The 12457-nt window shown below is 51.6% G+C and carries 11 protein-coding genes and 2 tRNA genes; 1 reads left to right on the top strand and 12 read right to left on the bottom strand.

Annotation, left to right across the window (positions count from 1 at the left end; all coding sequences use genetic code 11):
* Positions 1 to 224: 224 nt before the first annotated feature.
* The 7 genes from rpsO to KIF87_RS12435 form a co-directional block, all read right to left on the bottom strand.
* Positions 225 to 494: a 30S ribosomal protein S15 gene (gene rpsO, locus KIF87_RS12465; protein ID WP_003861789.1), complete on the bottom strand. Its 270-nt coding sequence runs from the start codon at positions 492 to 494 to the stop codon at positions 225 to 227.
* A gap of 154 nt (positions 495 to 648) precedes the next feature.
* Entirely contained in the window at positions 649 to 1599 is a 951-nt protein-coding gene (gene truB / locus KIF87_RS12460; RefSeq protein ID WP_213328881.1) for a tRNA pseudouridine(55) synthase TruB, read from the bottom strand.
* Entirely contained in the window at positions 1599 to 2003 is a 405-nt protein-coding gene (gene rbfA / locus KIF87_RS12455) for a 30S ribosome-binding factor RbfA (RefSeq protein WP_003024988.1), read from the bottom strand. The genes truB and rbfA overlap by 1 nt, the downstream gene beginning before the upstream one ends.
* 89 nt (positions 2004 to 2092) lie before the next feature.
* Positions 2093 to 4780, bottom strand: coding sequence for a translation initiation factor IF-2 (infB, locus tag KIF87_RS12450; RefSeq protein WP_213328880.1), 2688 nt, complete (start codon positions 4778 to 4780; stop codon positions 2093 to 2095).
* A 24-nt stretch (positions 4781 to 4804) separates the two neighbouring features.
* On the bottom strand, positions 4805 to 6307 hold the full coding sequence (gene nusA, locus KIF87_RS12445) for a transcription termination factor NusA (RefSeq protein WP_063143573.1): 1503 nt from the start codon (positions 6305 to 6307) through the stop codon (positions 4805 to 4807).
* A 28-nt stretch (positions 6308 to 6335) separates the two neighbouring features.
* Complete coding sequence (gene rimP / locus KIF87_RS12440; RefSeq protein WP_032639709.1) at positions 6336 to 6788, bottom strand: ribosome maturation factor RimP; 453 nt, start codon at positions 6786 to 6788, stop codon at positions 6336 to 6338.
* Positions 6789 to 6995: 207 nt separating this feature from the next.
* Positions 6996 to 7072, bottom strand: a tRNA-Met gene (locus tag KIF87_RS12435).
* A gap of 287 nt (positions 7073 to 7359) precedes the next feature.
* Here KIF87_RS12435 and argG point away from each other — a divergent pair.
* On the top strand, positions 7360 to 8706 hold the full coding sequence (gene argG, locus KIF87_RS12430) for an argininosuccinate synthase (RefSeq protein ID WP_024906366.1): 1347 nt from the start codon (positions 7360 to 7362) through the stop codon (positions 8704 to 8706).
* A gap of 192 nt (positions 8707 to 8898) precedes the next feature.
* On the opposite strand, the gene KIF87_RS12425 is transcribed toward argG, so the two are convergent.
* From KIF87_RS12425 to KIF87_RS12405, 5 genes are all read right to left on the bottom strand, one after another.
* A tRNA-Leu gene (locus KIF87_RS12425) sits at positions 8899 to 8985 on the bottom strand.
* A gap of 9 nt (positions 8986 to 8994) precedes the next feature.
* Entirely contained in the window at positions 8995 to 9327 is a 333-nt protein-coding gene (secG, locus tag KIF87_RS12420; RefSeq protein ID WP_023333590.1) for a preprotein translocase subunit SecG, read from the bottom strand.
* Positions 9328 to 9570: 243 nt separating this feature from the next.
* Positions 9571 to 10089 (bottom strand): Hcp family type VI secretion system effector, encoded by a 519-nt coding sequence (locus KIF87_RS12415; protein ID WP_059354212.1) that lies wholly within the window; start codon positions 10087 to 10089, stop codon positions 9571 to 9573.
* 285 nt (positions 10090 to 10374) lie between these two features.
* Entirely contained in the window at positions 10375 to 11301 is a 927-nt protein-coding gene (locus KIF87_RS12410) for a DUF4123 domain-containing protein (RefSeq protein ID WP_213328879.1), read from the bottom strand.
* A gap of 44 nt (positions 11302 to 11345) precedes the next feature.
* Positions 11346 to 12416, bottom strand: a complete 1071-nt coding sequence (locus KIF87_RS12405; protein WP_213328878.1) for a hypothetical protein — start codon at positions 12414 to 12416, stop codon at positions 11346 to 11348.
* Between the last annotated feature and the right edge of the window lie 41 nt (positions 12417 to 12457).

Raw genomic sequence — 12457 nt, 5'->3', positions numbered from 1 at the left:
ATGTTTGACAGCACACCACCGGTGTGCTGTCGATTTAACCCGACCTTCTTCGCATCCTCGCGACTAATGACAACCAACACCCCCATGGGTGAAGCCTCTCATTAGCCGCGCGAACCTCTGCAATGAAGATCATTTATAGCAACAATACAATAGTTTCCAGTGAATTGCTGCCGTCTGGTTGAAAAAAGGGGCCATCAGGCCCCCTTTTCTGAAACTCGCAAGACTTAGCGACGCAGACCCAGACGCTCGATCAGCGCGGTGTAGCGTGCAACATCTTTACGTTTCAGGTAGTCGAGCAGTTTACGACGCTGAGAAACCATACGCAGCAGACCACGACGGCTGTGGTGATCTTTTTTGTGCTCTGCAAAGTGACCCTGCAGGTGGTTAATCTGTGCAGTCAGCAGTGCAACCTGAACTTCGGTAGAACCGCTGTCGTTAGTACCACGACCAAACTCAGAAACGATTTTAGCTTTAGCTTCAACGCTTAGAGACATTTTCAAACTCCAAAGTATAAAGAATGTAAGGATGCCGATCTCTAATTCAGCAATCCAATGTACGCCCCGCAGATTGTTAAACAATTTACCAGGCGTTAAGCGGCGATATTCTACTCGTCTCCCCTGCTTATCGCAAGGTGAGCCGTTATCACCGTCACGCGTCGACCGGATATTCGACGACCAGACGACGCGGCGCAACGCGCCCTTCGCCGTCCATTTCGCCCATACCGATGAATTTCCCTTCGTCACCTTCGGTCACGCGTACCAGCCCTTCCAGCGGCGCTTGTGCCGTACGAACCGGATTGCCGTTCTTAAAGTAAACGGACGATGTTAAAGGAAGATTAACAACCGGGAAGTCCGCTGCCGGACTGTCCATCGGCATCAGCAATGGATCCAGCAAATCTGCCGGCGCGATCCCCTGCGCTTCCGCCTGTTCAACCAGCTCGCGCAGATGTTCCAGGGTCACCATCCGCTCCACCGGGTACTTGCTCACCGCCAGACGACGCAGGTAGATCACATGCGCGCCGCAGCCCAGCTTTTCACCGAGGTCGTCGATGATGGTGCGAATATAGGTCCCTTTCGAACAGTGCACTTCCAGCTCAAGCTCATCACCTTCATGGCGAATAAACAGCAGCTCGTACACGGTTATCGGACGGGCTTCACGCGGGACGTCAATGCCCTGGCGCGCATATTCGTAGAGCTTCTTGCCCTGATATTTCAGCGCAGAATACATCGACGGCACCTGCATCGTGTCACCACGGAAGCCTTCCAGCGCGGCATCAAGCTGTTCCGCGCTGAAGGTCACCGGGCGCTCTTCCACCACCTGGCCATCCGCGTCGGAGGTGTCCGTGCGCTGGCCCAGTTTAGCGATAACGCGGTAACGCTTATCGGAGTCGAGCAGGTACTGGGAAAACTTTGTCGCCTCTCCGAGGCAGACCGGCAGCATGCCGGTTGCCAGCGGATCCAGCGCGCCGGTGTGGCCCGCACGGTTGGCGTTATAAATACGCTTAACTTTTTGCAGCACGTCGTTGCTGGAAGCGCCCTGGGGTTTATCCAGCAGCAGCACACCGTGCACGTCGCGACCGCGACGACGAGGACGACTCATCAGTCCTCCTTGCTGTCGTCCGCCGGGTTAACACGACGCTCGTCGTCATGTTTCACCACGCTGGTCACCAGGTTGGACATACGCATACCTTCGACCAGCGAGTTGTCGTAGAAGAAGGTCAGTTCAGGCACGATACGCAGGCGCATCGCTTTGCCAAGCAGGGAGCGGATGAAGCCAGAGGCTTCCTGCAGCGCTTTAATGCCATTTTTTACTGCCGCTTCGTCCTGATCGTTCAGGAAGGTGACGAACACTTTTGCATACGCCAGATCGCGGGACATTTCGACACCGGAAACGGTGGTCATCATGCCGACGCGCGGGTCTTTAATTTCACGTTGCAGAATGAGTGCGATCTCTTTCTGCATTTCCTGCGCTACGCGCTGAGGGCGACCAAATTCTTTCGCCATAATAAATTCTCCAGACAAAAAAGGGGCTAAAAGCCCCTTTTAAAATTATTGCCGGGTGGCGCGAGGCGATCCCGGCTCACAATCGGTAATTAAGCGATGGTACGCTGAATTTCGATGATCTCGAACACTTCGATCATATCGCCAACGCGAACGTCGTTGTAGTTCTTCACGCCGATACCACATTCCATGCCGTTACGGACTTCGTTAACGTCATCTTTGAAGCGGCGCAGGGATTCCAGCTCGCCTTCGTAGATAACCACGTTGTCACGCAGTACGCGGATTGGGTTGTGACGCTTGATGTTACCTTCGGTAACCATACAGCCCGCGATCGCACCGAATTTCGGTGATTTGAACACGTCACGTACTTCAGCCAGACCGATGATCTGCTGTTTCAGCTCAGGAGACAGCATGCCGCTCATCGCTGCTTTCACTTCGTCGATCAGGTTATAGATGACGGAGTAGTAACGCAGATCCAGGCTTTCGGCTTCAATTACTTTACGCGCAGATGCATCCGCACGAACGTTGAAGCCAACCAGGATAGCGTTGGAGGCAGCAGCCAAGGTCGCGTCGGTTTCGGTGATACCACCTACGCCAGAACCGATGATCTTCACTTTCACTTCGTCGGTAGACAGTTTCAGCAAGGAGTCGGAGATCGCTTCCACAGAACCCTGAACGTCAGCTTTCAGAACGATGTTCACTTCGTGAACTTCGCCCTCGGTCATGTTGGCAAACATGTTCTCGAGTTTAGATTTCTGCTGACGAGCCAGTTTAACTTCACGGAATTTGCCCTGACGATACAGTGCCACTTCACGCGCTTTCTTCTCGTCACGCACAACGGTCACTTCGTCACCGGCAGCCGGAACACCGGACAGACCCAGGATTTCCACAGGAATGGACGGACCCGCTTCCAGAACTTCCTGACCCAGTTCGTTACGCATCGCACGAACGCGGCCGTATTCGAAGCCACACAGAACGATGTCGCCCTTGTTCAGGGTACCTTCACGAACCAGAACGGTTGCAACCGGACCACGACCTTTATCCAGGAAGGATTCGATCACCGCGCCGCTCGCCATACCATTACGGATCGCTTTCAGCTCCAGAACTTCAGCCTGCAGCAGGATCGCGTTCAGCAGGTCGTCAATACCGGTACCCGCTTTAGCAGATACAGGGATGAACTGCGCTTCACCGCCCCACTCTTCCGGCATAACGCCGTACTGAGACAGTTCGTTCTTCACGCGGTCCATATCGGCTTCTGGCTTATCGATTTTGTTGACCGCAACAACCAGAGGCACCTGCGCCGCTTTCGCGTGCTGGATAGCTTCGATGGTCTGTGGCATCACGCCGTCGTCTGCTGCAACAACCAGTACAACGATATCCGTAGCCTGAGCACCACGAGCACGCATTGAGGTAAACGCTGCGTGGCCTGGGGTATCCAGGAAGGTGATCATGCCGTTTTCGGTTTCTACGTGGTAAGCACCGATGTGCTGGGTAATACCACCCGCTTCACCAGAGGCAACCTTAGTAGAACGAATGTAGTCAAGCAGAGAGGTTTTACCGTGGTCAACGTGACCCATGATGGTCACAACAGGTGCACGCGGTTCAGCCGCAGCGCCTGTGTCACGGTCGCTCATTACTGCTTCTTCCAGCTCGTTTTCACGACGCAGGATAACTTTGTGGCCCATCTCTTCAGCAACCAGCTGTGCGGTTTCCTGATCGATGACCTGGTTGATGGTTGCCATGGCGCCCAGCTTCATCATCGCTTTGATGACCTGAGAGCCTTTAACCGCCATCTTGTTCGCCAGATCGCCAACGGTGATGGTTTCGCCGATCACGACGTCACGGTTTACGGCCTGGGCAGGCTTCTGGAAGCTCTGCTGCAGAGCGGAACCTTTACGCTTACCGCCTTTACCACCGCGAACGGCAGCGCGTGCTTCTTCACGGTCAGCTTTGGATTCAGCGTGCTTGTTGCCTTTTTTCGCAGGGCGCGCAGCTTTAGTACTGCGAGTACGACCACGACCACCTTCAACTTCACGGTCGTTGTCGTCTTCAGCCTGACGTGCGTGCTGAGAAGTGGTCACGTGATAATCGCTGGTGTCTTCAGTCGGCTCAGCGGTATTCACACCGTTCTTCTCGTTTTCTTCTGCCATACGGCGCGCTTCTTCGGCGACGCGGCGAGCTTCTTCTTCCAGCTTACGGCGGGCTTCTTCTTCCGCTTTACGCTTCAGCTCGGCAGCTTCATTTTCACGGCGGGCTTTTTCAGCCTGGGCGGTTTTGGTCATTTCGTCTGTCTGTTGATTGCTCACTTTGTCTTTTTCCGCAGCGTCACGCTTCACTTTATCACTTGCGTCGCGTTTCGCTTTTTCTGCGGCCTCACGTTCAGCTTTTAATTCTGCTTCACGTTTGGCGGTTGCTTCCGCCTCACGCTGAGCTTGTTCTTCCGCTTCACGCTGTGCCTGCTCTTCCGCGGCAAGGCGTTCTGCCTCTTGCGGATCACGTTTTACAAAGGTGCGCGTCTTGCGGACTTCAATTTGTACCGATTTGCTTTTGCCACCAGTACCAGGGATGTTTAACGTGCTACGCGTTTTGCGCTGCAGCGTTAACTTGTCAGGCGTAGAGCCGTGTTCACGGTTCAGGTGCGTTAACAAGGTTTGTTTTTCTTGCGCGGTCACCGAGTCATCAGCGGACTTCGGGATCCCTGCATCAGCAAATTGCTGTACCAGGCGGTCCACGGAGGTCTGAATCTCAGCAGCCAGCGATTTTACAGTTACATCAGTCATGCTGTTCCTTCCTGCTACAGTTTATTACGCTTCGTCGCCGAACCAGCAAATATTACGTGCGGCCATGATGAGCTCGCCGGCTTTCTCGTCGGTTAAACCTTCGATATCAGCCAGGTCATCAACGCCTTGCTCAGCGAGATCTTCCAGCGTACAAACACCACGGGCAGCCAGCTTGAACGCAATCGCACGATCAAGACCTTCCAGATTCAGCAGGTCATCAGCCGGCTTCTTATCGCCAAGGCTTTCTTCCTGAGCCAGCGCCAGGGTGGTCAGTGCGTTTTTAGCGCGTTCACGCAGGGCTTCAACAGTCTGTTCATCCAGACCGTCAATTTCCAGCAGCTCTTTCATTGGCACATAGGCCAGTTCTTCCAGCGTAGAGAAACCTTCTTCAACCAGAACAGTGGCGAAGTCTTCGTCAATATCCAGGTATTTAGTGAAGGTATCGATCGCCGCATGGGCTTCAGCCTGATGCTTAGCCTGCAGGTCATCAACGGTCATAACGTTGAGTTCCCAGCCGCTCAGTTGTGACGCCAGGCGTACGTTCTGGCCGTTACGACCGATTGCCTGCGCCAGGTTGCCCGCTTCAACAGCGATATCCATGGTGTGTTTGTCTTCGTCAACAACGATAGACGCCACATCAGCTGGAGCCATTGCGTTGATCACGAACTGCGCCGGATTGTCATCCCACAGAACGATATCAATACGTTCGCCGCCCAGCTCAGTAGAAACTGCCTGGACACGCGCACCGCGCATACCGACGCAAGCACCGACCGGGTCGATACGCTTGTCGTTGGTTTTCACCGCAATTTTCGCACGGGAGCCCGGATCGCGAGCTGCCGCTTTAATCTCGATAACTTCTTCACCGATTTCCGGTACTTCGATACGGAACAGTTCTACCAGCATTTCTGGTTTAGAACGGGTCACGAACAGCTGTGCACCACGCGCTTCAGGGCGAACGGCGTACAGAACGCCGCGGATACGGTCGCCTGGACGGAAGTTTTCACGCGGCAGCATATCTTCACGCAGGATCACGGCTTCAGCGTTACCCGGCAACCCTTCGGATTTGATCTCCAGGGAGATGTTGTCGCGGTTCACTTTCTTCACCACACCGGTGATGATCTCGCCTTCCTGATCGCGGAACTGATCGACAACAAGCGCGCGCTCGGCTTCGCGAACTTTCTGCACGATAACCTGTTTAGCGGTCTGGGTCGTGATACGGTCGAAGGTGACAGATTCAATCTGATCTTCAACGTACTCGCCTACGTTCAGACTTTCGTCTTCAAAACGGGCGGCTTCCAGCGTGATCTCTTTGGTCGGCTGGGTCACTTCTTCAACGATTACCCAACGACGGAATGTATCGAAGTCACCGCTTTTACGATCGATTTCTACGCGAACATCGATCTCTTGTTCGTATTTTTTCTTGGTTGCTGTAGCCAGTGCACTTTCCAGCGCTTCGAAAATCTTCTCACGCGGCAGTGATTTCTCGTTGGAGACGGCTTCAACAACAGCCAAAATTTCTTTGTTCATCGCGGGCTTTTCACCTCAATCCAGACTGTTAAAAGTGGGGAACCAGGTTCGCCTTCTGGATATTACTCAGCGCGAACACTTCATCTTTGCCGTCGACTGTCACCGTGATCATTTCACCATCAACGGCTTTGATAATTCCCTGCCATTTACGGCGGTTCTGTACGGCCATACGCAGAACGAGAGCCACTTCTTCACCGGTAAAGCGCACATAGTGCTCGGCCGTGAACATCGGGCGATCGAGGCCAGGTGAGGAAACTTCCAGGTTGTACGCAACGGTAATCGGGTCTTCAACATCAAGAACCGCACTCACCTGGTGGCTAACATCAGCACAATCATCAACATTGATGCCATCTTCACTATCAATATAGATGCGCAGCGTCGATGTACGGCCGCGAACGAATTCGATGCCGACCAGTTCGTAGCCCAGTGCTTCGACCGGTGCAGTAATCATCTCTGTTAATTTTTGCTCTAATGTGGACAAGCCCACCCCCAAGACATAAAAAAAGGGCGTAAAGCCCAGTTATTCTGTAGTCAGATAACAAAAAACCCCGATAAATCGGGGCTTTAGATAACTGAACCCTATAGCCACAACTGTGGCCTGGAGCACTTTCCGAAAGAATTTTTTCAAATCCAGCTACGAAGGCTCTAAGTCTTCACAGTATATTTGAAAAAGAACTTTATGGGAAAGTGGTTGCGGGGGCCGGATTTGAACCGACGACCTTCGGGTTATGAGCCCGACGAGCTACCAGGCTGCTCCACCCCGCGCCTGAAACGTGGCAAATTCTACGCGTTTTGGACAGAATTTGCAAATAATGCTGGGATTTGGTACCGAAGACGGGACGTAAAATCGGCGTTTAGTATATTGATAGTTGACCCCACCTGTCAACCCAACTTCCGCCAGAGCGATCAGACCAAAATTTTTACAAAAAACGCACGACTCTCTTCCGGTCTTCGCCAAAAGATGATTAAATGAATACTCACTTATTTTGCATAAAAATGCACAAGAGAGCGAAAGCGGTCTCTAATCAGTCAATCAAGCAGGGTTTTATTCTATGACGACGATTCTCAAGCATCTTCCGGTTGGACAACGTATTGGCATCGCTTTCTCAGGTGGCCTGGATACCAGCGCTGCACTGCTGTGGATGCGCCAGAAGGGAGCGGTTCCGTATGCCTATACTGCGAACCTGGGTCAGCCGGATGAGGACGACTATGATGCCATTCCTCGTCGCGCTAAAGAGTATGGTGCAGAGAACGCGCGCCTGATTGACTGCCGTAAGCAACTGGTCGCTGAAGGTATCGCGGCTATTCAGTGTGGTGCGTTCCATAACACCACCGGCGGCCTGACCTATTTCAACACCACCCCGCTGGGCCGTGCGGTCACCGGCACTATGCTGGTTGCGGCGATGAAAGAAGACGGCGTCAATATCTGGGGTGACGGTAGCACCTATAAAGGTAACGATATTGAACGTTTCTATCGTTATGGCCTGCTGACCAACGCCGAACTGCAGATCTACAAGCCGTGGCTGGACACCGACTTCATCGACGAGCTGGGTGGCCGCCATGAGATGTCCGAGTTTATGATCGCCTGCGGTTTCGACTATAAGATGTCAGTCGAGAAAGCCTATTCCACCGACTCCAACATGCTGGGTGCGACGCACGAAGCGAAAGACCTGGAATTCCTGAACTCCAGCGTGAAGATCGTTAACCCGATCATGGGCGTGAAGTTCTGGGACGAGAACGTCAAAATCCAGGCTGAAGAAGTGACCGTGCGTTTCGAACGCGGCCATCCGGTTGCGCTGAACGGTAAAACCTTCTCTGATGATGTTGAGCTGATGCTGGAAGCTAACCGTATTGGCGGTCGTCACGGTCTGGGCATGAGCGATCAGATTGAAAACCGCATCATCGAAGCGAAAAGCCGTGGCATCTATGAAGCCCCGGGAATGGCCCTGCTGCACATCGCTTATGAGCGTCTGCTGACCGGCATTCACAACGAAGACACCATTGAGCAGTATCACTCTCATGGCCGTCAGCTGGGTAAACTGCTGTATCAGGGCCGCTGGTTCGATCCACAGGCGCTGATGCTGCGCGATGCGCTGCAGCGTTGGGTGGCAAGCGCGATCACCGGTGAAGTGACGCTGGAACTGCGCCGCGGTAACGACTACTCCATCCTGAACACCGTGTCTGACAACCTGACCTATAAAGCAGAGCGTCTGACCATGGAGAAAGGTGAGTCCGTGTTCTCGCCGGACGATCGTATCGGTCAGCTGACCATGCGTAATCTGGACATCACCGATACCCGCGAGAAGCTGTTCAACTATGTTGAGAATGGCCTGCTCTCCGCCAGTTCCGGTAACGGCCTACCGCAGGTTGAGAACCTGGAACACAGCGATAAGAAGTAATCGGTAGCAAAGCATGCAAAAGGCGCCCACAGGGCGCCTTTTTTATTTTGATTTTCGTAGGCCCGGTAAGCGCAGCGCCACCGGGCAACATGGCGGGTGGCGCATGCGCTTACCCGCCCTACAAAAGATCGGAGATCTCGCAGTCTACAGACGAAAAAAAAGACGTCTTTCGACGTCTTTTTTCTGGAATATTGGTACCGAGGATGGGACTCGAACCCACAAGCCCGTTAGGGCACTACCACCTCAAGGTAGCGTGTCTACCAATTCCACCACCTCGGTACAGAATACTTAGTGCGGGATATCGCTGGTTGGCTTAGCCGGTGCAGCTGGCTGAGTCTGCTCAGTTTTCGCTGGCGCGCTCAGATTTTCCCACTCGCTTCCTTTGCTGGTCTTATTGCTGTTGATATTGCCAAGCACCAGACTGATGATGAAGAACAGCGTAGCCAGAATTGCCGTTGTGCGGGTCATGAAGTTCGCAGAACCACTTGAACCAAACAGCGTACCGGAAGCGCCTGCTCCGAAGGAGGCTCCCATATCAGCGCCTTTACCTTGCTGCAGCATAATCAGCGCTACGAGAGCGATGGCTACAATAAGGAAAATAACTAAAAGAGCTTCGTACATAATCAACCTGTTCCTTGCGGATTTGCCGCATACCAATGCTTCGACCAATTAGCAGGATTTTTGTTTCCCACTGAAGCGGGTGTGAATACTAACCAAAGCGAATGGCCTTCGCAAGGGCAATTTTGACGCATTGTATCAACTGCGGAAAAAAACAGCAAAAAGCCATTAAAAGCTTAAAAATAGAGCTGCAACTGCCTCACTTTTAAGCACTTAGCCAATAAGCGCGCTTGCGCGCGCTTTGTATTACGCTTCGATTGGTGCACGCCAGTCGTCTGCACCAGACGTGCCTGATACCGTGTGTTCCCAGGTAATCTTCCGGTAAGCCAGAGAGACTTTTACCAGTTGCGTAAACTCCGCCTTCTGCAGATCCTGACAATGCGGCATCTGGCAGTCGATATCCACAATGGTCGCGTCATCCAGGATGGTTGAGAAAAAGTGTTCCTGCTTCCCTTCAATTGACGTGCGGTACCATTTCATTTCAACTTTAGGCAGCATCTCACCTGAAGCCAGTGCGTTATAAAGAAGAGGAACCGCTTTGTTCAGTGCAACGGTGAATCTAAACGGTTTATGCGCGCGCTGACCTGATGGCTGGCCTGACTGTGGATCAGTCGGAACCGTTACGACATGTTCAAATTCCTGCACCAGCATCTGATCCTCGTGCCCCTGAACATAGATGTTACCGACAGAGTCAGACGTGAACGCGCCGGAGGTGATGTTGCCCTGGGTTTTCCCCTGGATTGAGATATAACATGGAGTTGGCATTTCAATTTCCTTTGAAAAATAACCATCGACTTTGTGAAAACAAATATCCTGTTTATTTTCACTCCTTCAGAGATCGCTCAACATTCCGTAGAGCACAACGTCTCTGGAAAAAAGTACCATGGTCAGTTAGCAATAAATTTCTCATGCATTCATAAAATGTAAAAAATCATGAAGAAAGAATCTTCCTCATGGAAAAAACTTTCCATTTTTTATCAAATATAAGCGTGGAAAATAATAAAGCTCTTTTTTACTTAAATTCATCAGATGGAATTTATGACATCTATATTATTGCTCGTCATTTAGACAGCGTTGCAAAGCGAGTTCACAACAATTCAAATGTCCGTCTAGCAATTTATACTGAAATGCACGCTGCGCCGTCATAAGCGGATTCGGATCCGGGCTTATCCACATTTGCACCGGGCCAAAAAAATCGTCAAGACGAATAGCGGCCAGGTTATGCAGCCAATGGTTAAACACCCGTGGATCATAAAAACGGAACCGATTCGATGCCCCACCCTCTTCCTTTATATAGAGTAATCCCTGGAGATGACGGATCAGCTGCTCGGGATCCTCCACATCTGCCACCAGCCAAAGCGCGTTAAAACCATACTCCGGCCTTGAGAGTATGTATTGAATCAGCCTCGGCTTGGTCCATGCTGCCAGCAACCACGGCCCTTTGACAGCCAGCGCTTGCTCATCCGCACGAAACAGCGAGTAATTCGCTACCTCTAATGCATCGGCCATTCCCTGGACTGAAGCATCAAGGGCGTTATCAACAATAACCCATAAGGGCAGACCCGCCTCGCACAGCCTATAAAGCGTATTTTGCGTAACGTCGATTTTAACCGGTTGCCCGCCTGCGACTGGAGTCGTGTTCAGTGAGGCCAGTTCTTCTAACACCGCCCATTTTTCCGAGCCTGCCTCTCCTTTGCTCAACAGCGTTTGTACTTCCTCCTGTCGCCAGAAAGGGTCTCCACCGGTCAGTGAAATTGTTAATAACCGCGCAAAGCCTTCTCGGGTCAGCACGTTAAGCGCGCTTGCACGCTTCACCTGTTCCTCCAGCCAGTACAGCCCTTCTGGACCTGACGGCGGAGCAGGAATATCATCCCGCCTCATCACATCCCGCAGGGCATTAAAAATAGCGGCTTTCTCCCTTCCCTGCTCAAGTACCAGGCGGTCTTCATCACGTAAATGCCAGAACGACTTTTCCATTTATTCTCCTTTTGACGCCGCCTTCAACGGCGCCTTTACCGTGATTAATGACCGTACATCTGGATATCTTCGTCAGCACCTTTACGCATCTTAATGCTTTCCAGTACCCACATAGCCAGCTCTTCACCGCTGACCTTGTCCCGCAATTCTGGCGGCAGATCGCGGGTGTCAAACCTGCCGGCGATCTTTATCAGCGGCTTCATATGATTTCCGGTCTCCACATGGCTCGGGATCCACTGAAACTCCCGGGCTGACGGGTTGCTTTTATCGCGGCTGGTGTACAGTTCGCCCTTCATACCGCCCACCTCAACGGTTGTGCTCGGGAAGAAAAGCTGCAGGAGTTTGCCCTTGGAGACGCGGCTTTCCATGTCAGCTTCTTCACCTTTGAGATAGGTTTTCACTTCCACCGAGAGGAACGTTTTTGAGCCTTCTCGCTTTGAGTGCCAGTAAATAGAATAGGATTCATTTTTTTCCAGACGTCCTGGATAGTAGTGGTATTCATTATCCAGACAGAACCCAGGTGCAAAGTGTGGGTAAGGTTTGTAGATGATTTTATTAATGTCATCCATCTGAGCGTCAAGCTTACGCTGAACCTGCTGGCGGAGTTGGTCATCTGGCAGAGGGCGAGGTAATTCGATAGAACCGCCGTTCAATAAAAGCCATTCATTTCTCTCAGGAAAATGTTTTAAATAAAATGAACTGAACATATACAATCTCGCCAATGAACTATTGCCATTAGTCGTATTAACATATTCTACGATTACACGAGGATTACTTTTCATATCCTGATGTACTATTTTACTTCCGTAGCCGATACTATCCTTGCGCATATCTGGTGCTATTGTATCCTTTATATATTTCTCCCAATCTTTTTCTAGAGTTGGATTACCAGATCTTATCGCCGTTACCATATCGAGATAAAAATTATCAAAATTATAATTTCCACTGTACATATACATGTAATCAGGCAGTTCAACTTCATAACGTCCAAAACAGTGTTTCTGAACCGATAGTTTATTTTCCGTCATAGAATCCTTTCCTTCTGCGATATGACCACACCCTTGCAACATCACCGCAACGCTTAAGATTATTACCGCTGACCATTTTCTATTCATTTTTCTCCCCTTTCGAGAACCTATACCGAACCGCCCTTTTA

Origin of the sequence: Enterobacter sp. 120016 (genome assembly GCF_018383635.1) — a bacterium.
Classification (GTDB): Bacteria; Pseudomonadota; Gammaproteobacteria; order Enterobacterales; family Enterobacteriaceae; genus Enterobacter; species Enterobacter asburiae_D.
The sequence above is the reverse complement of the archived record's forward strand: the minus strand, read 5'-3'. Positions and strand labels throughout refer to the sequence as shown.